The following is a 24,254-nucleotide window of genomic DNA, read 5'->3' on the forward strand; positions in this document are numbered from 1 at the left end:
CCTATCCGAGAGTGCTGAAGTGCGAGACCAGAATGTCGATGTCTCCGACCACACTCACGGTCTTGAAGCGCGAAAGTTCGCCACTGACCAGGGTGAGGCTAGATTTGGGAATGCCGAGGGATTTGGCGAGGAGCGCGAGGACCGCGGCGTTGGCCTTGCCTTTGTCGGGCACGGCCGACACGCGGAGGCGGAGGACGGCAGTGCCATCATCGCGCTGTTCGATGCCGTCCAGGCAATCGCGCCCGGCATTGGGCGTGACGCGGAGAGATAGCAAAAATCCCTCCGGCGTCGGACGAAAGGGGCTAGATGCCGGCACGAACCACGGCGGGATAGATATAGTATCCGATGATCGACTGGATGAAGAAGATCAGGAGGAAGGCGACCAGCGGAGAGAGGTCAAGGCCCGAGAAATTGGGCAGCATGCGGCGGATTGGCCGGAGCACCGGGTCCGTCATCTGATTGAGCACGCGCCAGACCGCTTCGACGAACTGGTTGCGGGTATTGATGACGTTGAACGAAATCAGCCAGCTCATGATGATCATGATGAGCAGGACCCACCAATAGAGCTGGAGGAGGATCAGGATGATATCGAGAACGGCGCGCATTGGCGTCTCCGCGAGAAAAGGTCCGATTTATCTAGTGGGTTAGTCCCCGACTCACAAGGGCGCCCCCTCAAAAGTCAGAGCCCCGCACCGGGCAAGCGATGCAGGGCCCAAATGACTGACTATCCGGTAAGCAGTACGAGGATCCGGATGCCCACTCTATTGCACGAAGCGTGCCAGATGGCGGGGCCAGCAAAACCGGGGTCAGATATTAAGGTCTTATGAATATTGGCTTTTTGCGAGGAGGCGCGCCTCGCAAATTGCGAAGCGGCTTTGCAAAATGCGAATTCAGACGCGCGCGCGGCTTGGCTTCCAGGTCGCGACCTTGACGAGGTAGAGCACGACGACGAGACCGAGGACGATATAGCTCAGGGGATCGAGCACGACTTCGATGGCGTCGTAATGTTCGTGGAGGATATAGCCCGAAAGGGTGAGGAAGGTGTTCCAGATCAAGGCGCCGGTGGTCGAGGCGAGGAGAAAGACCGGCAGGCTCATGCGCGAAAGGCCGGCAGGAATGGAAATCAGCGTGCGGATCAAGGGGATGAGGCGGCCAAAGAGCACGATAATGGGGCCAAAGCGGGTGAACCATTTGACGGCAACATCGATCTCATCGGCATTGAAGGCCATGACGCGGCCAAAGCGATCGGCGAGGGTTCGGACCCGCTCAAGGCCGAAAATGCGCCCGGCATAATACCAGGGCAACATGCCGACGACGGCGCCGAGGGTCGCGGTGAACAGCACGCCGAAAAGGTTGAGATCGCCATTGGCGGCGGCAAAACCGGCAAAGGGAATGATCAGCTCCGAGGGGATCGGCGGAAAGATCGATTCAGCCAGCATGACGAGGAATATCCCCAAATATCCGAGCTCGGAAATGGTCTGGATAATCCAATCGGTCATGCGGCAATCTCCTTGGGTTTCAGGCCAGTTAGAGGATGTGAGGGGCAAAAAAAGGGCCCCGGCGTTTCCGCGGGGCCCTTGAACAATCAGGCCGACTTCGAGGCGCGGCTCATGCGCTTGCGATCGTTTGGATCGAGCCAGATCTTGCGCAAGCGGATCGATTTGGGCGTCACTTCGACATATTCGTCTTCGGCGATATAGCCGAGCGACTGTTCGAGGGTCAGCTTCTTCGGGGTCGTCAGGCGCACCGCTTCGTCCTTGGAGGTCGTGCGGATATTGGTGAGCTGCTTGCCCTTGAGCGCGTTGACCTCGAGGTCGTTCTCACGAGAATGCTCGCCGACGATCATGCCTTCATAGATGTCGACGCCAGCGTCGATCATGATCGGGCCGCGATCTTCGAGATTCCAGAGCGCGAAGGCAACGGACTGGCCGGTGCCGTTAGAGATCAGCACGCCGGTGCGACGGCCGGGCAGTTCGCCCTTGAACGGGACGAAGGAGTGGAACAGCCGGTTGAAGATGGCCGTGCCGCGGGTGTCCGAGAGCAGTTCAGGCTGGTAGCCGATCAGCGAACGGGTCGGGACTAGCAGCTGGATGCGGGTACGGCCAACGCCGGACGGACGCATATCGGTCAGTTCGCCCTTGCGCTCGGTGAGCTTCTGCACGACGGCGCCGGTGAACTCGTCATCGACGTCGATGATGACTTCTTCGATCGGCTCGTGACGGACGCCATCGATATCCTGCATCAGGACCTTTGGACGACCGATGGTCAGCTCAAAGCCTTCGCGACGCATGTTTTCGATGAGAACGGCGAGCTGAAGTTCGCCGCGGCCGGCAACGTCATAGCTGTCGTTGTCGTCGCCCGGGGTCACCTTGATGGCGACATTGCCTTCGGCTTCGCGCATCAGGCGTTCGCGGATAACGCGGGACTGCACCTTGTCGCCTTCGCGGCCGGCCAGCGGGCCGTCATTGATGCGGAAGGTGACCGAGAGGGTCGGGGGATCGATCGGCTTGGCAGCGATGGGCTTCGTCACCGAGGTGGCGCAAAGCGTATCGGCCACGGTCGAGGTGACAAGACCGGCAATAGCGACGATGTCGCCGGCTTCGCCGATATCGACCGGAGTGCGTTCGAGGCCACGGAAGGCGAGAACCTTGGAAACGCGGCCCTTTTCGACTTCCTTGCCTTCACGGTTGAGCGTGTGGATCGGGTCGTTGGCCTTGACGGTGCCCGAGGTGATGCGACCGGTCAGAATGCGGCCGAGGAACGGGTTGCGCTCGATGGTCGTGACCAGCATGCGGAACGCGCCTTCTTCGACGCTGGGCTCTGGCACGTGTTCGATAACCTTGTCGAGGAGCGGCCCAAGATTTTCCTTCGGACCTTCTGGCTCCATAGCCATCCAGCCCTGCTTGGCCGAACCATAAAGCACCGGGAAATCGAGCTGTTCTGGCGACGCATCGAGAGCGATGAAGAGATCGAAGATTTCTTCGAGCACTTCGAGGTGGCGCTCGTCGGACTTGTCGATCTTGTTGATGGCAACGATCGGGCGCAGGCCCTGGGCCAGCGCCTTGCCGAGCACAAACTTGGTCTGCGGCATCGGGCCTTCGGCGGCGTCGACGAGGATGACCACGCCATCGACCATGGAGAGGATACGCTCGACTTCACCGCCGAAGTCGGCGTGGCCGGGTGTATCGACGATATTGATGCGGGTATCTTTCCAAAGGAGCGAGGTCACCTTGGCAAGAATGGTGATACCGCGCTCACGCTCGATATCGTTGCTGTCCATGGCGCGTTCTTCAACGCGCTCGTTTTCGCGGAAAGAACCGGACTGCTTGAGAAGAACGTCGATCAGGGTCGTCTTACCGTGGTCAACGTGAGCGATGATGGCAATATTGCGCAGGGACATGGGCACCGGGGCGTTGGGCATGGTCCAGCGGCAGCGAGGCGAACGGCCAAATCATGCGGGAAACAGGAAGCGCCAGCTGCATAAAGGGCAAACTGGCGCATTTCGCTGCGGTCCATATAGAAAAAGCGCGCCTTTCACAAGCGCTCCCGGTGCAGGGCCGGAATGCGCGCGCGGGGAATGGGCGGGTTGAGGCTCATCAGCGGCGTCGCGCCCCTGAGCTGATGACGCGAAAATTCCACCGCCATTCTTCGTAAAAAGCCCGAGGAATCAGCCTTTCTGCCGGATGTTTGCCGCCAGAGCCATCATTGGCGGGCACGTGGAAGAGCGCTTTTGAACCATGCTCCCTGAACCGGTTTGGCCTCTAGCGGTATGCTTTTGGTGCCTTCTTGCCGTTGGGATGGCGATCCCTAAGTAGCGGCGTGCGGTTGCCTGCAGATGCCTTCCTCCGAGGCCTGTTCGGCGCCGCGCGTTCTAGGAATTTGATAAATGTTGCTTGAAAAACTGAACTGGCGCTATGCCACCAAGAAGATGGATGCGTCCAAGACCGTCGCTGCCGACAAGGTCGACCGCATCGTCGAAGCGGCGCGCCTTGCCCCTACCTCGAGCGGCCTGCAGCCGTTCCAGGTCATCGTCGTGACCAATCCCGAAGTGCGCGCCAAACTGCGCGCTGCCGCCTATGACCAGGCGCAGTTGACCGACGGCTCCGCCGTTCTGGTGTTCGCCGCCTGGGATAATTACACCGCCGAGCGCATCGACCAGATGCTGGCGCTGACCGTCGCCGAGCGCGGCGCGAGCAGCGACACCCTCAGCGCCTATTATGAGCGCCTCAAGGCGACATATGTGCCGCGCGATGCCCAGACCAATTTCGAGCACGCCGCGCGCCAGGCCTATATCGGCTTTGGCATGTCGATCGCGCAGGCCGCTTTCGAAGGCGTGGATGCGACGCCGATGGAAGGCTTTGACCCCGCCCAATTCGACGAAATCCTCGGCCTTTCCGGACAGGGCCTGCGCTCGGTCTGCATCCTGCCGCTCGGCTATCGCGCCGAAGAAGGTGACTGGCTTCTCGGGCTTAAAAAGATCCGCCGCCCGACCGAAAATTTCGTAACTGAACTCGCCTGATCCCCACGCATCACCCTCGTGCTCTGCATGAGGGTGATTGTTTTTGGATTGTAATTCGGGCGTCAGATTTGCGTCATTGAGCCGAAAGTAAATTCCGCACAATCGGTATCAGGGCCATGCCTAAGGCTCGAGTGTTTTCACTATCGAGATGAACACCATCGACAGTGGATGCAAACGCAACTGTCGCAGCATCGAAGAATGCTACTTCTCGTCTCCGGGATATGATTTCCAACATTGGAGCGACGCGCCGGGACTCCGCGATCGACCGACCACCTCTAGGTTGCCCTCCAAAATTTGGTGAAGCCACAAAGTTTGGAGGGGATATAACCAGTGTGGTCTTGGAAGATCGGCTGCCCTGAACAATGTCGATCAGCGCCTCGACGCCTGCCGCCACACCTTCTGCATAACCGTGTATGGAGGGCTTCAAGTCATTGGCCCCAAGCATGATCATGGTTAGATTTAGGGATGAGTGGTCAGCTAATAATGCAGGCAAAGCCTTTGATCCATTAAGTGACACGCCGCCTTCTGGATCATCGTAGGCAGTCGTTCTGCCACCCAGGCCGTTGGCACTGACATGGGCAAACCCATCCAGACCGGCTTGAAGAACGTTTGGCCATCTGTCTTCAAATCTATGCCTCTGCCCAGCACCGGGGTTTGCACCCCGTGTCAGGCTGTCGCCGAAAGCCAGAACCTCGTACACGTGCAATCCCAATGGGAGAGGATGAGCGACACATCCAATCGCTGCTTTGCGGGCATTATATGTCTAATGCTTGTCCCGAAAGGATGCGCTCGCCCCTACCCCGCCCGGCCCGTTTGGACCTCCAGCACGGCGACCACGCGGCTCAGCAGTTCCAGAAATTGTCCGCGCTCGGCGGTGGTGAATTGTTCTAGCAACAATTCGTTGAGGGCGCCGAGGGCCCGGTCCATGTCGGCGATGTGGTCATAGCCCTTTTGGGTCAGGGCGATGAGGGCGCTGCGGCCATCGTCGGGATTGGCTTTGCGGGTGACGAGGCCATCGCGCTCCATGCGCTGGATGGTGGCGGTCATGGTGGGCTGCTCGACTTCAGCGGCCTGGGACAGCGCCTTTGGCGTATGCGCGCCGCCTGACGAGAGCGCGAGGAGCACGGGCACATAGGCGGGATTGAGCCCGATCGGCGCGAGCATGATTTCGCGTTCGCGCGTCAAAAGACGGGCGGCCCAGCTAAGTTGATCGACGACACTGCGTTGTGACATACTGAGCCTACTCAGGATTTTTGCCATTTAGGCGCGAGAGGCTGATTTGGGCAAGCGCATGCGAGGGGTGGATAGTGCGACAGTGGCTGTCATCCCGGCCTTGAGCCGGGATCCATCTTGAGATCTCGGGATGGGCCCCGGCTCAAGGCCGGGGTGACATGCGAGTGTGTGGTGATGGTGGTGACCAAACAAAAGGGGCGGGACCAAAGCCCCGCCCAAATTGCAAAAATTATTTGGAGGTCTTGGCCATCTCGATGGAGTCGAGGATCACTTTGCGCGCATCGGCGAGGTTGCCGATCCGGTCGATCTTGGCCCACTTGCCGGGCTCGAGATCCTTGTAGTGGGTAAAGAAATGCTTCACGCGCTCAAGCTGGATTTCGGGGAAATCCTCGATGTCCTTGATGTTGTCATACATGCGCGTGAGCTTGCTGACCGGGACGGCAATGATCTTTTCGTCCTGGCCGCCATCGTCTTCCATGAACAAGACGCCGACCGGGCGCGAGCGCACCACGGCACCGGGCACGAGGGGGCGCGAATTCATCACGATGACGTCGAGCGGATCGCCATCGCCGCAAAGCGTATGGGGCACGAAGCCGTAATTGCCGGGGTAACGCATCGGCGTATAAAGGAAGCGATCGACGAACAGTGCGCCGCTATCCTTGTCGATTTCATACTTGATCGGCTCGCCGCCCAAGGGGACTTCGATGATGACATTGAGGTCGTCGGGCACGTTCTTGCCGGTCGGAATGGCGTCGATGTTCATTTGGCTGAATGTCCGGTTCGTCGGGGGAAAGCTGAACGAGTGGGGTTCTGCCCGACAAAGGCGGGCAAAGGCAAGCCGGAAAACTGCCAAGGCGAAGGCTTCCCCCGCTTGGGGTAAACGGGAAAAGCGCTCAGGCCGGGTTCATCTTGTTTTGCGCACAATGGTTGGGTCAATGTAGCGGCCAAGGCCAACGAGGACGCTTGATCCAATGCGGTATCCCCTTCTGCTCGCCCTGACGCTCTGCGCCAGCCCCGCTTTTGCCCAATCGGGCATGACCAGCGCCTATACCGATCTCGATATCGACCAATGCCTCGTGCTCGAAGCCGACGACTTTGGCGCGAGCTGGGCCTGTCCGGGCTATAAGGGGTTTCCGGTAAAAGTGCAGGAAGGGGATCTGCGCTTTTCCATCGGCTATGGGTTCAACCCCGATGAAAGTTCGAACGGCGCGCAAACCCTGCCGCCCTTCAACAATCTCGGCAACAAGCTCGAATGGCGCCTTTCCAATGCCAAGGGTTACTTTTTCCCCATCGCCACCATCGTACGCTACAGCACGGCCGATACGGTGACCGGAGAAGACAAGGGTCAGGTCCTGGCCGTGACCCAGATCGCCGAAGGCAATTCCTGTCACATCGCCTATGTCGATGCGCTGGCCAATCCCAATGCCAATGAACTGGCGCGGGCCGCAGCCGACAAGGCCGGCGACTTCAACTGCGCCACCGACGAGCCCGAAGTGATCGGCAAGTTTACCGCCTATTGAGCGGATTCATCCTCGGTCTCGGCCTTTTTCTGCCCGCGGACCTGGTTGCGCAGCACGGTGCGGTCGCGGCTCGACACGCCGATCAATTCGGCGATGCGCCAGACCATATTGTCTTCAAGCTCGTGATTCTCTTTGTCGGCAAAGACCACGGTCCACATCATGCGGATGATCTCGATCCGGTCTTCCATCGATAAGCGGGTAATGCCCGAGGTGAAGTGATAAAAATCCACCGCCTCGGCATCGCGCAAGGCGGCCTGTTTGATCAGCCGATCGACGTTTGGCTCGTCGAGATCATAGTGATCCATCAAGGCGCCACGAATGACCTGGCGCTCCTCATCCTTCATCGAGCCATCGACCGCCGCCAGATGCACGAGAAGCGCGGCGACTGAGAGCTTTGGATCATTGGGGTCCGACGATTGCTCGGTCTTGCCAAACAGACGGGTCAGGGCCTCGAACATGGCAGCACGCCTCTTGCCGGGGAAAAAGAATCAGGACGATGTGGCGGGAGCCAGCGAGGAAAGACTGAGGCAGAACCTTGGTTCCCTCAATGATGAGATTTGGGCCCGAGGTGCTCTTGACCTGGCCTGATGCAGCTTGGCCACACTGATTCCTTCAGAGGGAACCGAAAAGGGACTCGACTCTTGTTCTGGCTTGAGTCACCATGTTCCTGTTTTGTTCACATAAGCGGTCACATCATGCGAGCCCCCGATCACCAACAGCGCCTCGCCGCGCTGCGGGACACCATTGCCGATATCGAGAGAAAACCGGCGCTGGCGGAAACCCGGGCCAAGTCTTTTGGAGATAAGGATGGACGGTTTCCTAAGCTTGCTGGAGGACTGCTACAGGAGATTTTCACCGATGCCGTGCGCAATGGCGGTGCTAGTCTCGGTTTTGCCTTCGGGCAGGCAAAAACGCTTCTGAGCGCCAAGCGCGTGGCAGTGCTTTACCTGCAGCTTGCCAATGACGGGCAGTTTTTCGGACTACCTTATGGTCCCGGGCTTTTATCGTTCGGTTTCGATCCAAGCCGACTTTTGATCGTGCGTGTTTCCGAAATGCGGGAGTTGCTTTGGGTTGCCGAAGAAGCGCTCGCTTGCAGGGCTGTTGCCGGCATTGTCGCTGATATCGGGGGCGATCCCGACCCTTTGGATTTCACCGCCAGCCGAAGGTTGAGCCTTAGAGCCGTGGAAGCTGGCACCTCGCTCTTTCTTCTGCGCTACGGAAAAGAGCGGCAAGCCAGCGCGGCCCATCTGCGCTGGCATCTGGCTCCCCAACGATCAGGTCGACAACCCTTTGATGAGCGGGCTCCTGGCCCTCCACGCTGGGCACTGACTCTCGAAAAGGGCGTGTCACTCAATCAGCAGACACAGTTCTTGCTGGAATGGACTGAAGATGGCTTTGCAACAATCCCTGCTGAGCCCGGCCGGAAAAGCCGGAATGGAGCGCCGGTTCCTCTCGCTCTTCCTGCCCAATTGGCCAACGGATTATTTCAAACGGCGTGACCCCGACCTCAAATCGCCTCTCGCCCTTTATGAAAAGATCAAAGGCGGACTGAGGCTGGCCGCCATCGATGCTGAGGCAGCAGCAAACAGCTTGCGCGTCGGCCAAAGCCTTGCAGATGCTCGCGCATTAGTGCCGGCCCTTACCGTAAAAGAGATCGACCGGCCTTTGCTGGAAGCAGGCTTTGGAGATTTCGCGGACTGGCATTCGAACACCAGCCCCCTCGTTTCCGTGCTGACCGATGCCAATCCCTTTGGTGATCTTCTTCTCGATATAACCGGCGTGCCGCATCTTTTTGATGGCGAAAGAGCCATGCTTGATATGGCGGTCAATCGCTTGAAACACCTAGGCTATGCTGCCTCGGGCGCGATTGCGCCGACGATCGGAGGCGCTTGGGCTGCATCGCATTTTGCGCCTGGCCGGATCATTTCGGCCTCAGGCTTGGCAAATTTCATGGATGCCCTGCCCATCGCAGCTCTGCGGCTCAATGCCGATCAAGTCGCAACTCTGACGCAAATGGGACTGACGACGATCAGCCAAGTGCGCCATCGTCCCCGCAGACGCCTGCAGGCTATCCTTGAACAGTCTTTTCTAATCCGGCTCGACCAAGCTTATGGCCACATCGAAGAACGGATGACGCCACGCTTGCCAGCAATCGAGCATTTCGTCGAACGCCGATTTTTTGAGCCGATTTCAGTTCTCGACGATGTGCTCGGTATTGCCGAGGATCTCGCAAAAAACCTCTGCGCCAAGCTAGAAACCTATGGTCTCGGCGCGCAAACATTTCACCTCTTTCTGTATCGTGTCGACCATAAGGTCATGACGCTGTCGCTAAATGCTGCGCGACTGACCCGAGATGCTTCCCACATTGCCAGTCTTTTCCGTCACCGCGCTGAAAAACTGGAACGCGAGAATTACGATCCTGGCTTTGGTATCGATTTGGTCCGGCTTGCTGCCAGTTCCCTCGACAAACTCAATGCCTCTCAAATGGGCGCTTTTGAAACGGAAAATGGCGCCGAAGACATCGACCGCCTGGCTGACCGCTTGGGCAGTCGGTTAGGGTCTGGTGCAATCCTCAAGATCGATTTTGTTCAAAGCTATCTTCCAGAGCGGGCGACACGGCTCACACCAGCTCTGACCACAGAACAGTCGGCGCTAGCCGATTGGCCAAAACAGAGAAGGCCAATGCGGCTTCTGCCGCGGCCTGAACTGGTCAAGATCAATGCCGAAGTGCCCCATGGCTTGCCCGCATCCATGATCTGGCGGCATCAAGCCTATCGCCTGATCAAGGGCGCAGGTCCTGAACGTATTGGCGCTGAATGGTGGCGAAGCCGCAAAAGGCTGGAGCTAGTTGAACCCAAGGAGACTGAAAAACCTGAGCCGGGGGAAAAGCCGAAGCCGCCGCCTTATATCCCCAACCTTTCCCTGTTCGATCCATCAGCGGATATGCGCGACTATTATCTCGTTGAAGACGAGGATGGACACCGCTACTGGGTTTTCAGGCTCGGCTTTTACGACAATCACATCGGTGCAAACTGGTACCTTCATGGGTTCTTCCCATGAGCAATGTCGTTGCGCTGCCAACAAGAAAAGCCTTTGAGCCGGTCAGCCAAAACCCGCCTGCCTATGCCGAACTGGTCACCACCAGCAATTTTTCTTTTCTGCGCAGCGGTTCGCATCCGGAAGAACTTGTCTCCGGCGCCATGCATATGGGCATGAAGGCTCTGGGTCTTTGCGATCGCAACACTTTTGCCGGCGTTGTTCGCGGCTATGTAACCGCACGGGACACAAGCAAAAAAATAAACCCCGGCTTTCGCTATCTGGTCGGGGTCCGGTTGGTCTTTGCCGATGGCACGCCTGATATCATTACCTATCCAACCGATCGCATTGCTTACGGACGGCTCTGCAAGCTGCTGACAATTGGAAATCAGCGCGGTGAAAAAGGCAGTCCAAAGCTCTTCTTTAAAGACCTTTTTGGGTCGGCGGACCCTGCCTCACCACTAATACATGGGCCAAACGAGGATTTCTCCCAAGGCCAGCTTTTCATCTTAGTCCCTGATGAAAGCAATTGGGGGCTGACGGAAGGAACGCTTGATCAACTCAGTCGCAGGGCAACTGGCCGGGTCTGGGTAGCCGGCACAAATCGTTTTGACGGAGAAGACCGGGCACGGCTCCACCGCATCGACCTCCTGTCAAAACGGCATGGCGCGCGCATGATCGCCAGCAACGATGTTGCCTACCATGAGCCCGATAGATGCATAGTGCTCGACGTTGTTACCTGTATTCGAGAGCATGTAAGCCTGCAGGAGGCCGGGTTTCGGCTTTCAATGAATGCCGAGCGACACTTAAAGCCCGCAGCCCTCATGGCGCAGCTTTTTGCAGATTACCCTGATGCCATCGCCCAAACCCAGCTGTTTATCGGCCATATCCATTTCACGCTGGACCAGCTTAAATATAACTATCCCGAAGAGACGATAGGCAATGGCGAAACAGCGCAGCAAACCTTAGAGCGCATGACCTGGGAGGGCGCGAAACGGCGCTTTCCCCAAGGGCTCACCAACAAGCTCAAAGCCGATCTTTGGCGAGAGCTTTGCCTCATCGCCTATAAGGGTTATGCCGCCTATTTTCTAACAGTCGAAGATATCGTCCGTTTTGCCCGTTATGATCGCAAGATCATGTGTCAGGGTCGCGGCTCGGCCGCTAATTCTGCTGTCTGTTTTTGCCTTGGCATTACTGAGGTAGACCCGACCAAACGCACCCTCGTCTTTGGCCGCTTTATTTCCACCGAACGCGACGAGCCGCCAGATATCGACGTCGATTTCGAACACGAACGGCGCGAAGAGGTCATGCAATATGTCTATCAGAAATACGGTGGACGGCGCACAGGACTGACAGCCAATGTCATCTCCTATCGCTCGAAAAGCGCCATCCGCGAGACGGCAAAGGTTTTTGGTGTCTCCGAAGATACGATCAGTGCATTTAATCAACTTCATTGGGGCTGGGGTTCAGGTGTCGATCTGAGAAGCGTCGCCACGATTGGCCTAAATCCTGACGATCCGGTCCTCGCCCAGATGTTCGAGGTGATAAAAGTCTTGCGCGGTTTCCCGCGCCACCTAAGCCAGCATGTCGGCGGTTTCGTCATCACGCGCGACAGTCTTGAGAGCATGGTGCCCATTGGCCAATCGGCCATGGACACGCGGGCCATCATTGAATGGAACAAAGACGATATCGAGGCTCTGGGCATCCTCAAGGTCGATATTTTGGCTCTCGGCATGCTTTCCTGCCTGAGACGGGCCTTTGAACTTCTGCATGTCCACTACCAGAAGTCATATCAGCTGACGGACCTGCTGGCGGAGGAGACAGGAGAAGGCCCACTCGACAAGTCGCGTGTTTACGCCATGACGCATCGCGCTGATACGATCGGCGTTTTCCAGATCGAGAGCCGGGCGCAGATGTCGATGCTCCCACGCCTGAAACCCAGTCGCTTCTATGATCTGGTCATCGAGGTGGCGATCGTGCGGCCCGGCCCTATCCAAGGTGGGATGGTCCATCCCTATCTCAAGCGCCGTGAAGGCATTGAAAAATGGGAGCCTAAGCCGGGCGACGAGCTCGATGAAGTGCTCAAGGAAACCCTAGGCATTCCACTCTTTCAGGAACAAGCCATGCAGATGGCAATAAAGGGCGCAGGTTTTTCTGCGGGGGAGGCAGATCAATTGCGGCGCGCCATGGCAGCGTGGCGTCGCAACGGAAAAATCGGCATTTTCGAGGAAAAGTTCATCACTGGGATGATGAACCACGAGCGGGGCTACAGTCGTGAGTTTGCCGAGCGTTGTTTTTCACAGATAAAAGGCTTTGCCGAATATGGATTTCCGGAAAGCCACGCCGCAAGCTTTGCGCTGCTTGTTTATGCGTCATGCTGGCTCAAATGCCATTACCCCGACGTCTTTGCCTGTGCGCTGCTGAATTCGCAGCCCATGGGGTTTTATGCTCCTAGTCAGATCGTCCGAGACGCCATGGAACACGGTGTCGAAATGCTCGATATAGACGTCAATCATTCCGATCTTGAAAGTGTACTCGTTTCAGGCAGTCGAGATACACGCGATGCCATCTGGCCGCGCCATGCCGAAATGAAGGGTGATATACTTTCAAATAAGGCTATTCGCCTCGGGCTGAATTTCGTCGAAGGACTGCCTGAGGCCGACATTAATCGCATTGTCGCCCGGCGGAGAAGTGAGGGCTATAGGTCCATCCGCGATCTGTGGCTTCGGACAGGCGTAGCAATTGCCAGCCTCGAAAAGCTCGCGAAAGCCGATGCATTTTCGTCTATGAACCTAAATCGTCGTGAAGCACTTTGGGCGGTCCGAAGTCTCGTCGGCACACATGGCGCCGATACTCTTCCGCTGTTTCAAGCTTCGGGCCCCTTCGAGACCCAGAAGGAAGAGCCTGCGGGCCTGCCGTTGATGGCGCCGGGTGAGGAGGTGGTGCATGACTATGCGACGCTGTCGCTATCCCTCAAGGGGCACCCGGTAGAATTCATGCGGCCGATGTTGCAGGAGCGGGGGGTGACGCGGGCGCAGAATTTGATGGGGGTGACGCCGGGACATCGGATCGAGGTGGCGGGGCTTGTCCTGGTGCGGCAGCGACCAGGGACGGCAAGCGGGGTGATCTTCGTGACGCTCGAGGACGAGACCGGGGTCGCCAATATCGTCGTCTGGCCCAAAATGTTCGAAAATGACCGGATGCGCAAAATTCTGCTCTCGAGCCGGATGCTGGCCGTAAAAGGCCAAGTGCAGCGCGAGGGGATCGTTGTCCATATCATCGCTGACGATTTGGAGGACATGACCCCGCAATTGCTCGACCTCTGTCACGGCAAGGACTTTGGCGATAAGGTCGTGGCGCGGGCCGACGAAGGAAAATCAGGCCCGCCGGGCAGCCATAGCCGGGATCGCAACGCCATTCGCGAGATCGAACTGGCGCGTCGCCGCGCCTATGCCGCCATGCCCAAGGGCCGCAATTTCCATTGAGAGGGGCCGATCAGGCGATGGCGCCGATCTTTTCAGCCAGATCGACGTCCTTTTGCGTGAGGCCGCCGGCGTCATGGGTCGAGAGCGTGATCTCGACCTTGTTGTAGCTGTTGGACCAATCGGGATGGTGCTCGGCCTTTTCAGCGAACAGCGCCACTTGGGCCATGAACCCAAAAGCCTCGGTAAATGTCTTGAACGTGAAACTGCGGCTGAGCGTCTTGCCTTCGGCGTCGACCGTCCAGCCCTTGAGCTTGGATTTCGCCGTCTCGACCTCTGCTGCTGACAAACGCTGGCTCATTTCGTCCTCGTTCTCTGCCGACTTTTAAGAGATGGTTCACCTTCGCAACGGGAAAGTCGGACAAGAGTTCAAGACGTGCGTCACATTCAAGGCGATCTTAACCAGATCCGCGTTGTCTCACACGTCACGAGAGGTCGGTCGTTTCAAGGATGAAATGGCCAAAAGCCACTGCCCTGTGGCGTCCGCCCATGCCTTTTGACCGGAGTCGAAGGTACGGGCCCTCAACAGTTGAGCCCTAGGCGGATCGCAATGTTCCAAGCCGCCCACAAATTGCTGCCGCCGATCGACTATGTGTCGTTGATCCGCTCGCTCTATGCCGACAGGCTATCCATGCTGCTCGGCGCCTATGGCTCGGCACTCGCCGCCGGGGTCGCCGCGCTCGAATCGCGTTCGGCCTATCTTGCCAGCATCGCGGTGCTTTTCATCATCGTCGGAGCGGTTCGCCACCTCGATATGCGGGCTTTTGCCGATGCGGAGCTTGGCGACGAAGACGTCGAGACCGCCATCTATTGGGAAGGCCGCGCCACCATCGGGGCTGCCGCCATTGCGACGGTCTATGGCGTCTGGTGTCTCCTCAGTTTCTGGGTCGTCGATGATGCCTTTGCAGAACTGACGGCCGCGAGCGTTTCGGTTTCGGTGCTGGTCGGCGTCGCCCAGCGCAATTTTGCCATCGACCGGCTGATGACCATTCAGGTCCTTCTCATCGCCGTGCCGATGTCGCTCGGGCTTTTGCTGACGGGCGATATTTTCTATGCGCTGCTGACGCTCTTGCTGCTGCCGTTCTTCGTATCCTTGCGCAAGATTGCGGGCAATTCGCGCGATGTGTTGCTCCGGGCGGTGCATGGCCGCACGACCGCCTCGGCCTTGGCCGTGCAGCTCGATACCGCGCTTGATACGCTGGCCCATGGTCTTTTGATGCTGGACCAGAACCGCTTGATCGAGGTGGCCAATGGCAGCGCGCTCGAAGCCTTTGGCATCGATGAGCCCGCAGATTGGCTCGGCTGCCCGCTTTACGAACTTTTTGATCACGCGCTTGAAACAGGCGCACTGACCTCCGCTGCAGCGCGGCGCATGCTGGTGCTGATCGAGACGGGCGCAAGCGGCAAGGTCTTGATCGGCAATCGGGCCGGACAATATTTCGAAGCCTCGATTTCCTCGCGCGACGCCAAGGTCGTCCTGCTGTTCGAAGATATTTCGGACCGTATCGCGGCCGAAGAACGGATCAGCCATATGGCCCGGTTCGATGCGCTCACCGGCCTGCCCAATCGGGCGCATTTTGCCGAACTGGTGGAGGGCGCACTCGAAGCGCGGCTCGACGAGATCGAGCCCGGGATTGCAGCGCTGCTGATCCTCGATATCGATGATTTCAAGCATATCAACGATACCCTTGGCCATCTGGCGGGCGATCAATTGCTCGAAGAAGTCGGCTTGCGCCTGCCGGCCGTCTTGCCACGCGATGCGATCGTCGGGCGGCTTGGGGGCGACGAGTTCATCGTCTTCTTCATTTCGCACGGCAATGAGGATGTCATCGAAGCCGATGCACGTCGCGTCGTCGCAGCATTGCAAGTGCCCTACCGCCTGCCGAGCCGCGAACTGACCATCAATGTCAGCCTGGGTTCGGTGTCGTCGACCGACCGTGGCGATGATTTCGATCAGTTGATGATCAAGGCCGACCTGGCGCTGAACGCGGCGAAATCGGGCGGCAAAAACCGGATCGTCCAATTCCATGCGCGCATGGACACCGAATATCAGCTTCGCCAGCAGCTCAAGATCGACCTCAAGGCCGCCATTGCCGATGGTGAAATCCAGTTGGCGTACCAGCCGATCGTCGATCCGCGTGAAAACCGCGTCGTCGGCTGCGAAGCACTGGCGCGCTGGAAGCATGCAACACTTGGCGCCATTTCGCCGGCCGTGTTCATTCCGATCGCCGAAGACACCGGGATGATCACCGATCTCACCCGTTTCGTTTTGGCAAAAGCCACCCAGGATTGCCGCACCTGGCCCGATGACATGCGCGTCGCCGTCAATATATCGGCGCGCGATTTCCGCTCCTGCGATGTCAGCGAACTCGTGACCGATGCGCTTGATAAGGCCGGACTTTCGCCAGAGCGGCTCGAAATCGAAGTCACCGAAACCACCGTCATCCAGCAGCGGGACGCGGCGGCAAGCGCCCTGCTCGAACTCTCAAAGCGTGGCGTCGGCATCGCGCTCGACGATTTCGGCACGGGCTACTCGTCCCTGAGCTATCTCAGCGCCCTGCCCTTTACCAAACTCAAGATTGACCGCTCGTTCCTCGATGATATCGAAAGCGACGACAAGGCGCTCAAGCTCCTCGCCAATGTGGTCAAACTCGGCAAGGACCTCGACCTCGTCGCGACGATCGAGGGCGTCGAGACCGAGCGACAGCTCGAGCTGGTCACCAAACACACCGAGGTCGACCTGATTCAGGGCTTCCTTTATGGCGCGCCGCTGAGCTACGACGCCATTTCACGGCTGCTGGAACGACAGCATTCCCGTCAAACCGTGGTACCGCTGCGGCTTGTTTCCACAAACACCTAAGGCAAAGCTCGTATATTAACTATACCGGCATTGTCGCCTTTGGATACGCGTTAACACATTGTTAACCTCGTATTTATTCGTATTCAGGGGCGGGCAAAATGGCGATCGACAAAGACAGCGCGGCTGCGGCCCGTGCAGGTATTCCCTCGCGTTTTTCCGGCGCCTTGATCGATATTCTCGATGACGTTAGCTATGCCCGTGTCGATGCCGGCGTCATTGACGACCCGATCTATAAGCTGCGCTACCGCGCCTATCGGCGCGAAGGGTTCATGGATCACAATGCCGAAGAGATCTGCATCGACGATCTCGACGAAACTGCTAATGCCATGAGCTTTGGCATCTATATCAAGGGCGAATTGGTCAGCTCGATCCGGCTGCATCACCTGACGGCGGACCACCGCCGGTCGCCGAGCATGAAGGTCTTTCCCGACATCCTGGAGCCGCTGATCGACGAGGGCATGAGCTTTATCGATCCGAGCCGGTTTACGGCGGACTATGAGGCTTCGCTCGCCTACCCCGCTTTGCCCTTCCTGACGCTGCGCGTGGCGGCCATGGCATCGGTACATTTTCATGCCGACCAGACACTGGCCATCGTGCGGCCCGAGCATGGCGCCTTTTATAAGCGCGTCTTCGGTTCGGTACCGATGAGCGAAGTGCGTGCCTATCCCGGTCTTCATTTCCCGGTGACGCTTCTCGGCGCTACGGTCGAATCGATCCGCACCCGCGTCGCCGAGCGCTTTCCGTTCTTCCTCTCGACGGCAGAGGAGCGCAGCCAGCTCTTTTCGCAGACGATCAAGCAAGGCGCGCAGCTGCGCATCAAGGCTTCGGCCCGACACGCCTATGAAAGCGCACGCGCAGAACTGGCAGAGATCTAAGGATTTTAGGGAAGTGGTGCCGCTTAGGTGACTCGAACACCTGACCCCATCATTACGAATGATGTGCTCTACCAACTGAGCTAAAGCGGCGCCAACCGGGCTCGAGGCCGCGGCGGATGGTGGGTCTTTTACTGTTGGTTTTCGGCTGATGCAAGAGGCAAGGCAGGCGTCTTGGGCGACAATTCTGCCGGCTCGACTGGAAGCGCCGGTGGCAGGCTCGCCGGACGAGCATTGCTCGTGACGGGCACCTTCCATTCGAATGCGTCGAGCTTGCCGGTGACAGGCGAGATCGGCTCCCATTCGTCGCTGACAAGACCATCGGCCGTCCAGGCGGGATCGCGCGCGGCGCGAAGGCCCCGGGCAAGCCATTCTCGCGCCTTGCCCTGGTCTCCGCTCTCGCCCGCTTCGATCTCGGCCATCAGGCTCGCGACACCCTGGGTCAGATCAGGCCCGACATAGGGCATCAACACGTCGCGCGCGAGCGGCCAGTCATAGGCATCCACGGCGGCACGGGCCATGGCCATGGCGGCTGCGCGATGCTCTGGTGGCATATCGATGATTTCTCGGACCCGCTTTAAACGATCGACAGCCGAGGCGCCGGGCTGGGCATGCGTATAAAGAGCGGCGACATCGGGATGGCCCGTGGCCCGCCAGATGCGGCGCAGGAGGCTCATCGCCTTGCGGCTCTCGCCCTGGCTGATCTGGATGCGGGCGGCGATGAGGGCAGCCGGTACGAAATCGGGCAGGAGTTTAAGGGCTGTGAGCGCGTGTTCCAGCGCCATGAGGGGCTGGCTGGTTTCGCTCTGGCGAGCGCGCGCGGTTTCGATCACGGCTTGACGGCGGCGCTTCTTCGCCCGGCCTTCGCGACCCGAGGGTGCCTCGCCATTGACCATGGCGACGGCTTCGGCCCATTGCCCACGTTGCACCAGATCGTCAAACACCGCTTCGGCTGCCCAACCGCTTTCGGGCGAAAGGCTCATGGCTTTGCGCGCAAAGGTCAGGGCGGCTTCGGGCCGCTGCTGCGCCCGGGCCTGATCGTAAAGTCCGGTCAAGGCGGCAAGGGCCGTCTTGTCGCTGGCGATGAGCGCCCGATAATGTTCACGCGCCGCCGGCATATCACCGACGGCCAGATCAGCGCGCGCTTCGAGAAGTTTTGCGGCGCTATTGTCCGGCAGCCGCGCTTGCGCTTCGCGCGCAAGGAGCCGGGCGCGGGCCGGGTCGCCCGATTGTAGGGCGATGACGGCATCCGAAAGGGCTTCGACGCCCTGTTCGCGGCGACGGACAGCGCGCCGCCGCGCCATGGCGCGGGGGGCGCCGATAATGCGCCGCACCAGAGCCCAGACCAGAATGACAAGCGCTGCGGCAAGAAGCAGCAGGACGACCGCTGTGCCGAGCCGGGGCTGCATGCGATAGCCAGCCAGTTCGAGCGTCAGCGTGCCCGGCAACGCCATGAGCCATGCGGCAATGGCAGCGACGACGAGACTGCCGATGATCCAGAGCGCGAGACGAATCATGCCCCGTTTCCTCCGGTCAGGGCAGCCTGGCGAAGATCTGCAATGAAGTCCTGCGCCGCGGCCTGATTGGCAATATCATCGCCGACACTACCGGCGGCAGCGCGCATGGTTTCGGGCAAGGCGTCGAATTCGGTCTTGGCGGCAATGAAATCGCCGCGGTTGATGGCGCCTTCGAGCCGGGCGACGGTCGCTTCTGGCCCTTCGCCATCCACAGCCTCGGTTGGGCGCAGGGCGATGATGCCGCGGAACCAATCACCGGCAGATTCCTGCCATCCGGCATTGGCGGGCGTCGGCCGGCCGGCAAGGATATCGGGCAGGACGGCATCGAAATCGCGTTTGACGAGATCGGGCCGCTTGAGCCCGGTCATGGCATTGGCAAGGATGGTCTGCGGTACATCGAAATTGGGCAATGCCTGACGGAGCGCCGCAACTTCGGCATCAAAGGCGCTGCCGGTCGCAAAGGCCGAATCAAAGCCCGAGACGATTAGCGGCAGGCGGGCCTGTCCCGCTTCGGCGGCGGTGCCGGCGCTGACATCGCTTTCAAGAGTGCCGATTTTTCCCGACACCGTATCGAGCTCACTGCGCGTCTGCGCGGCATTTTGGCGAAGGGTCGCAAGATCGACTTGGAGGCTGGCGATGGCAGCGGCATTTTCAGCCGCTTCCTGCGGTTGAGCCTGCGGCGTAGAGGACAGACTTTCGACCCGCGCGGTCAGCGCGGCGAGGTCGGTTGCCAACTGGTCCGTTCCCGGTCCCGTTGATTCGGCCGCTTGAGTGCCAGCGCCTGATTCGACACTCGACACACGCTCATTGAGCCGGGCCAGTTCGTCCTGAAGAGTGGACGTAACGGTCTGCAATTCAGGCAGGGCCGACGACACCTGGGCGATCCGCGGATCTTGCTCGGGCTGCGGCGTAGCGGGCGCCGGCCAATAGCCAGCAACCGCGAGACCATAGGCGGCGCCAAGACCGATCACGCCACCGACGAGGCCGGCGAGCCATACAGAACCACCGCTGCTGGTGTTTTGCGGCTTAGGCGCGACTGGCGGCGGGGTGTGCTTTGCATCGGACTTCGGCAGGTCGGATTTGGCTGCGCCTGTTGCTGCTCCAGAGGTGAGCGGATCGGGCTTTTTTTCCGGGCCAAACGGCTTGGCTGATTCGGGCTTGCCCGGCTCGACCGTGGCAGGTTCTGGCTTCAAGGCTTCGGGCTTTGCCGCATCGACCTTCTCCGGCCCAGGCTTCACCTCGGGGGTCGCAGGCGTCGCGCCAGCCGGGCGCGCCTTGCCTTCAAGCACCGGCGGCTTCACCGCAGCCGACTTGTTGCCGGCGGGCTTGGTTTCGGGGGGAGCGCTTGCCTTGTCCTTGGGATCAGCCATGTGCTTTCCTTTTGCCTTTCCCGATCATGACCCAGTTTGCTCGCGGGCAAAAGCCAATGCCAGCGACATCATTGCTTCTTCGTCGGGCCTATCCGCCAGATGAACGCGAGTGAAATGGCTTTCGATCAATGGCTGAGCGACATTTTCTGAGAGACAAAACAGCGCAAGGTCGCGCTTATGTGCCGCATCAAGCCGCTCGTTGAGAACCGACGCGAAAATCTCCGCCGTGCGCCGCGAATAGATGAGTGCGGCGGCAAATTCTCCGGCTTTGATTCGCGCCAGCACGTCCTCAGGAAAATCTGCCTCAGCGACCATGTCATAGACTGTTGCGGTGACGACCATGATGCCATGGGGCGCGAGGGCGTGTGCGAGGTCGCCGCTCAGATGCTTGCCGGCCGGATACAGCACCGGGCCGTCGAGCCGGGCCAGCGCCAGCATGGTCGAAAGACGCTCAAAGGTGCCGCCGGCGCTGACGACATCCGTAAATCCAAGGCTGCGCGCTTCGTGGGCAGTCCGATCGCCCACGGCATAGACCGGCAGATGGTTGAGGGCTTCCAGCAATCCCTTTTCTTCAAGGGCCCGGAGGGCATTTGTGCTGGTTATGGCGAGCGCGGCAAAGCCGGAGAGCGCCGGCAGATTAAAGTCGAGCACGTGCCGGGTCAGAAGCGGCGCCACTTCCGACGTAATGCCGAGAGCCGCGAGACGATCCTGCGTGGCCTGGGCATCGGGCTCAGGACGGGTGACGAGCATTTTCATCTATGCCATCCACTGGCGGACCCAATCGGGACCGGCCTGTTCGAGGAGGAATTTGCCGACCTTTTGGCCCAGCGCCTCTGGCGTCGCGCCGCTGGCTTCGGCCTGAAAACTCGTCTGGCCATCGAGGCTCAGAATTTCGCCCTTGAGCGTTAACCCGGCGCCAGAGCCGGACGTAAACGCGCCGACAGGCGTGCGGCAGGAGCCGTCGAGAACCGCGAGCATAGTGCGCTCGGCCAGAATAGCGGCGTGCGTAGGCGCGTGATCGAGCGCCGTGACGACCGAGCGGAACCGGTCATCATCGCTTCTCACGGCGAGCCCGATTGCGCCCTGCGCCGGGGCAGGCATGAAATTTTGGGTATCGAGAATGGCCGTCGCCCGATGGGCCTCTTCGAGCCGATTGAGGCCGGCCATGGCCAAGAGGGTCGCGTCGGCGACGCCCTCAAGCAGTTTGTTGAGCCGCGTATGCACATTGCCGCGGAACGGCACGATTTCGAGGTCGGGCCGCAGACGCAGCGCCTGCGCGGCGCGGCGAATGGAGGATGTGCCGAAGCGGGCCCGCTCGGGCAGATGGTCGATCGACTGCACTTTGACCGATAGAAAAGCGTCGCGCACGTCTTCGCGCTCGAGAAAAGCGGCTAAAGCCATGCCCTCTGGCATGCCCGTCGCAACATCCTTGCTCGAATGAACGCCGATATCGATGCGGCCAGCGAGCAGCGCGTCGTCGATTTCCTTGGTGAAGACGCCCTTGCCGCCAATGGTTGCGAGCTCGACATTGGCCGCCTGGCTACGGTCACCGCCGGTCGAAAAGACTTCTATTGCAATCTCATCTTCGCCGACGCCATGGGCCTCGCACAACAGGCGGCGCACGAGTTTCGCTTGGGCCAGAGCCAATGGACTGCCGCGTGTTCCGATCCGGGCGAAGGGGGCTGGCGATTGCATTCTGGCTCCGTCCTAGTATAGGCCAATGGACAGTTGGTGCGCGGACCGCGAAGGCGTCGCGCCGCTTCTTTCTTCGGAGTAGACCAGTTCGTCGTGACCGGGCAAGCGCAAGCCATAATTCTTGGAATTGAGACAAGCTGCGATGAAACCGCGGCTGCCATCGTCGTGCGGGATCAATCCGGTCACGGCACCATTCGTTCCAACGTCGTCCGCAGCCAGCTCGACGAGCATGCCGCCTTCGGCGGCGTCGTGCCCGAGCTTGCCGCGCGGGCCCATGTCGAATGGCTCGACCACATTATTGCCCAGGCTGCCGACGAGGCGGAGATCAACCTCGCGGATGTTGATGCTGTTGCGGCCACCGCTGGCCCGGGCCTGATAGGCGGCGTGCTTGTGGGGCTGACGACGGCCAAGGCACTGGCGGCGTCGCTCGGCAAACCGCTGATCGGCGTAAACCACCTCGAAGGCCATGCGCTGACGGCGCGGCTAACCAATGGCGTCGAATTTCCCTATCTGATGCTGCTGGTTTCGGGCGGACATAGCCAGTTCGTGCTGGTGCGCGGCGTGGGCGACTACCAGCGCTGGGGCGGCACGATCGACGATGCGCTAGGGGAAGCGTTTGATAAGGTAGCTAAGCTTTTGTCGCTCGGCCATCCTGGCGGCCCCGCGGTCGAGCGGACCGCCAAAACTGGCGATCGCCACAGGTTCAAGTTCCCAAAACCGCTGTTGCGCGAAGAACGGCTCGATTTTTCATTCTCCGGCCTAAAGACCGCCGTACGCCTGCAGGCCGAAGCCTTGGCGCCGCTCAGCGATGTTGACGTCGCTGACATCGCGGCAAGTTTTCAAAGCACGGTGGCGTTCATCATCGAGACCCGATCCCGCCAGGCGCTTGAAAAGTTTTCCAGCCTCTTTCCGGGTCAACCTATGCGCCTCGTCGTAGCCGGTGGTGTCGCGGCTAACCGCGAAATCGCCTCGGTGCTGGACTTACTCTGCAACCGCGTCGGCGCGGAACTCATCGTGCCACCGATCGCGCTTTGCACCGATAATGGCGCGATGATCGCCTGGGCCGGCGCCGAACGGTTTGCGCTGGGCGACACCGACAAGCTGACCATTGCTGCGCGGCCGCGTTGGCCGCTGCAGGACGATGATATGCGGGTGAAGTCCGATGCGGCTTGAAAGCGTCGCAGTCATCGGTGGTGGCGCATGGGGCACCGCGTTGGCGCAGGCCGCGGCCATGGCCGGACGACCGGTGACACTTGTTCTGCGCAGCGCCGAACAGGTCGAGGCGATCAATCGCTTACATCGCAATGAAGCCGCCCTGCCCGGCCAGGAGCTGCTCGACACGGTCACCGCTAGTACTACGCCGGTCGAGGCCGACATCTTTATTCTTGCCGTGCCCGCACAAGCGACGCGAACACTGCTTACATCGCTGAATGCAGATTTGCTGGCTGGTAAGCCGGTCATTCTCTCGGCGAAGGGCCTTGAGACTGGCACCCTCGCGCGGCAGAGCGAGATTCTCGCCGATATGGCGCCTGAGGCGATTGGCTTCGTGCTCTCCGGCCCAAGCTTTGCCGGCGATGTCGCGGCCGGACGGCCTACCGCGGTCACCCTCGCGGGCGACGACGCTAACCTCACCTCAGATCTTGCTGCCGCGCTCGCCGGCCCGACGTTTCGTCCCTATGCCGCCGATGATCGTATCGGGGTCGAAATCGCTGGGGCCCTTAAAAACGTCTACGCCCTGGCCTGTGGCGCCGTCGAAGGCGCACATCTTGGCGCTTCGGCCCGCTCGGCGCTGATCGCCCGTGCCTACGCTGAACTGGCCCGCATGGTCCATGCCCTGGGCGGCTCAGCACATACGTTGACCGGTCTTGCTGGACTAGGCGATCTCACGCTTACCTGCACCTCGGTTCAGTCGCGAAACTATCAATTCGGCATGGCGCTCGGCGCTGGGCGGCTGACGGGCGAAATTCTTGCAAGCGGCGCCAAGCTCGCCGAGGGCGTCGCCACCGCGCCGGTTGCAGCAGCGCTTGCCAAAAGCCTCGATGTCGATGCGCCACTGATCGATGCCGTCGACGCCTTTGTTGCCGGCCGCGCCGACATTGCCACTATCGTTGCGGGCCTGATGTCCCGCCCGCTCAAGAGGGAACACTGAA

At 59.9% G+C, this 24,254-nt stretch carries 22 protein-coding genes and 1 tRNA gene; 9 read left to right on the top strand and 14 right to left on the bottom strand.

The window, feature by feature from the left end; translation table 11 throughout:
• Position 1 precedes the first annotated feature (1 nt).
• The 4 genes from DevBK_RS13415 to typA form a co-directional block, all read right to left on the bottom strand.
• Complete coding sequence (locus tag DevBK_RS13415; protein WP_317185820.1) at positions 2-274, bottom strand: DUF167 family protein; 273 nt, start codon at positions 272-274, stop codon at positions 2-4.
• A 28-nt stretch (positions 275-302) separates the two neighbouring features.
• Positions 303-605 (bottom strand): YggT family protein, encoded by a 303-nt coding sequence (locus DevBK_RS13420; protein WP_061908439.1) that lies wholly within the window; start codon positions 603-605, stop codon positions 303-305.
• 285 nt (positions 606-890) lie between these two features.
• A complete protein-coding gene (locus tag DevBK_RS13425) occupies positions 891-1,499 on the bottom strand; it encodes a DedA family protein (protein ID WP_061908440.1) in 609 nt (202 codons plus the stop codon).
• 86 nt (positions 1,500-1,585) lie between these two features.
• The gene (typA, locus tag DevBK_RS13430; RefSeq protein ID WP_062630700.1) at positions 1,586-3,400 is read right to left on the bottom strand and encodes a translational GTPase TypA; all 1,815 of its coding nucleotides are present in this window, start codon (positions 3,398-3,400) and stop codon (positions 1,586-1,588) included.
• A gap of 486 nt (positions 3,401-3,886) precedes the next feature.
• Between typA and DevBK_RS13435 the strand changes: the two genes are divergently transcribed.
• The gene (locus tag DevBK_RS13435; protein ID WP_317185821.1) at positions 3,887-4,519 is read left to right on the top strand and encodes an NAD(P)H-dependent oxidoreductase; all 633 of its coding nucleotides are present in this window, start codon (positions 3,887-3,889) and stop codon (positions 4,517-4,519) included.
• Between the two features lie 73 nt (positions 4,520-4,592).
• Here DevBK_RS13435 and DevBK_RS13440 read toward each other — a convergent pair whose 3' ends face one another.
• The 3 genes from DevBK_RS13440 to ppa form a co-directional block, all read right to left on the bottom strand.
• Entirely contained in the window at positions 4,593-5,219 is a 627-nt protein-coding gene (locus tag DevBK_RS13440; RefSeq protein ID WP_317185822.1) for a GDSL-type esterase/lipase family protein, read from the bottom strand.
• A 95-nt stretch (positions 5,220-5,314) separates the two neighbouring features.
• A complete protein-coding gene (locus tag DevBK_RS13445) occupies positions 5,315-5,752 on the bottom strand; it encodes a MarR family winged helix-turn-helix transcriptional regulator (RefSeq protein ID WP_317185823.1) in 438 nt (145 codons plus the stop codon).
• 229 nt (positions 5,753-5,981) lie between these two features.
• Positions 5,982-6,515 (bottom strand): inorganic diphosphatase, encoded by a 534-nt coding sequence (ppa, locus tag DevBK_RS13450; RefSeq protein WP_317185824.1) that lies wholly within the window; start codon positions 6,513-6,515, stop codon positions 5,982-5,984.
• A gap of 208 nt (positions 6,516-6,723) precedes the next feature.
• Here ppa and DevBK_RS13455 point away from each other — a divergent pair, with 208 nt between their 5' ends.
• Positions 6,724-7,272, top strand: coding sequence for a hypothetical protein (locus DevBK_RS13455; RefSeq protein WP_061908445.1), 549 nt, complete (start codon positions 6,724-6,726; stop codon positions 7,270-7,272).
• Here the strand turns inward: DevBK_RS13455 and DevBK_RS13460 are convergent.
• Positions 7,266-7,730 carry a TerB family tellurite resistance protein gene (locus DevBK_RS13460; RefSeq protein ID WP_062630584.1) on the bottom strand — a complete coding sequence of 155 codons (465 nt, stop codon included), beginning with the start codon at positions 7,728-7,730 and terminating at the stop codon, positions 7,266-7,268. The genes DevBK_RS13455 and DevBK_RS13460 overlap by 7 nt on opposite strands.
• 183 nt (positions 7,731-7,913) lie before the next feature.
• Here DevBK_RS13460 and DevBK_RS13465 point away from each other — a divergent pair, with 183 nt between their 5' ends.
• The 3 genes from DevBK_RS13465 to DevBK_RS13475 are packed head-to-tail and all read left to right on the top strand — an operon-like array spanning position 7,914 to position 13,793.
• A complete protein-coding gene (locus DevBK_RS13465; protein WP_317185825.1) occupies positions 7,914-8,771 on the top strand; it encodes a hypothetical protein in 858 nt (285 codons plus the stop codon).
• The gene (locus DevBK_RS13470; RefSeq protein ID WP_317185826.1) at positions 8,707-10,332 is read left to right on the top strand and encodes a DNA polymerase Y family protein; all 1,626 of its coding nucleotides are present in this window, start codon (positions 8,707-8,709) and stop codon (positions 10,330-10,332) included. Before DevBK_RS13465 ends, DevBK_RS13470 begins: the two co-directional genes overlap by 65 nt.
• Positions 10,329-13,793 carry an error-prone DNA polymerase gene (locus tag DevBK_RS13475; RefSeq protein ID WP_410494075.1) on the top strand — a complete coding sequence of 1,155 codons (3,465 nt, stop codon included), beginning with the start codon at positions 10,329-10,331 and terminating at the stop codon, positions 13,791-13,793. Before DevBK_RS13470 ends, DevBK_RS13475 begins: the two co-directional genes overlap by 4 nt.
• A 10-nt stretch (positions 13,794-13,803) precedes the next feature.
• On the opposite strand, the gene DevBK_RS13480 is transcribed toward DevBK_RS13475, so the two are convergent.
• Positions 13,804-14,091 (bottom strand): 4a-hydroxytetrahydrobiopterin dehydratase, encoded by a 288-nt coding sequence (locus DevBK_RS13480; protein WP_317185827.1) that lies wholly within the window; start codon positions 14,089-14,091, stop codon positions 13,804-13,806.
• Between the two features lie 249 nt (positions 14,092-14,340).
• Between DevBK_RS13480 and DevBK_RS13485 the strand changes: the two genes are divergently transcribed.
• A complete protein-coding gene (locus DevBK_RS13485) occupies positions 14,341-16,650 on the top strand; it encodes a putative bifunctional diguanylate cyclase/phosphodiesterase (protein ID WP_317185828.1) in 2,310 nt (769 codons plus the stop codon).
• Positions 16,651-16,748: 98 nt separating this feature from the next.
• A complete protein-coding gene (locus DevBK_RS13490; protein ID WP_317185829.1) occupies positions 16,749-17,525 on the top strand; it encodes an N-acyl amino acid synthase FeeM domain-containing protein in 777 nt (258 codons plus the stop codon).
• A 14-nt stretch (positions 17,526-17,539) separates the two neighbouring features.
• On the opposite strand, the gene DevBK_RS13495 is transcribed toward DevBK_RS13490, so the two are convergent.
• The 5 genes from DevBK_RS13495 to hemC all read right to left on the bottom strand — a co-directional run bounded on the left by DevBK_RS13495 (position 17,540) and on the right by hemC (position 22,104).
• Positions 17,540-17,615 (bottom strand) — tRNA-Thr (locus tag DevBK_RS13495).
• Between the two features lie 38 nt (positions 17,616-17,653).
• Positions 17,654-19,039, bottom strand: coding sequence for a heme biosynthesis protein HemY (locus DevBK_RS13500; RefSeq protein ID WP_317185830.1), 1,386 nt, complete (start codon positions 19,037-19,039; stop codon positions 17,654-17,656).
• Complete coding sequence (locus tag DevBK_RS13505; RefSeq protein ID WP_317185831.1) at positions 19,036-20,409, bottom strand: hypothetical protein; 1,374 nt, start codon at positions 20,407-20,409, stop codon at positions 19,036-19,038. Before DevBK_RS13505 ends, DevBK_RS13500 begins: the two co-directional genes overlap by 4 nt.
• A gap of 24 nt (positions 20,410-20,433) precedes the next feature.
• A complete protein-coding gene (locus tag DevBK_RS13510) occupies positions 20,434-21,165 on the bottom strand; it encodes a uroporphyrinogen-III synthase (protein ID WP_317185832.1) in 732 nt (243 codons plus the stop codon).
• The gene (hemC, locus tag DevBK_RS13515) at positions 21,166-22,104 is read right to left on the bottom strand and encodes a hydroxymethylbilane synthase (RefSeq protein WP_317185833.1); all 939 of its coding nucleotides are present in this window, start codon (positions 22,102-22,104) and stop codon (positions 21,166-21,168) included.
• 93 nt (positions 22,105-22,197) lie between these two features.
• Between hemC and tsaD the strand changes: the two genes are divergently transcribed.
• Together tsaD and DevBK_RS13525 are read left to right on the top strand one after the other, a co-directional pair.
• Positions 22,198-23,277 (top strand): tRNA (adenosine(37)-N6)-threonylcarbamoyltransferase complex transferase subunit TsaD, encoded by a 1,080-nt coding sequence (tsaD, locus tag DevBK_RS13520; RefSeq protein ID WP_317185834.1) that lies wholly within the window; start codon positions 22,198-22,200, stop codon positions 23,275-23,277.
• On the top strand, positions 23,267-24,253 hold the full coding sequence (locus tag DevBK_RS13525; protein WP_317185835.1) for an NAD(P)H-dependent glycerol-3-phosphate dehydrogenase: 987 nt from the start codon (positions 23,267-23,269) through the stop codon (positions 24,251-24,253). The genes tsaD and DevBK_RS13525 overlap by 11 nt, the downstream gene beginning before the upstream one ends.
• Position 24,254 lies beyond the last annotated feature (1 nt).

The sequence above is a fragment of the Devosia sp. BK genome (assembly GCF_032907385.1).
In the GTDB taxonomy this organism is placed as follows: domain Bacteria; phylum Pseudomonadota; class Alphaproteobacteria; order Rhizobiales; family Devosiaceae; genus Devosia.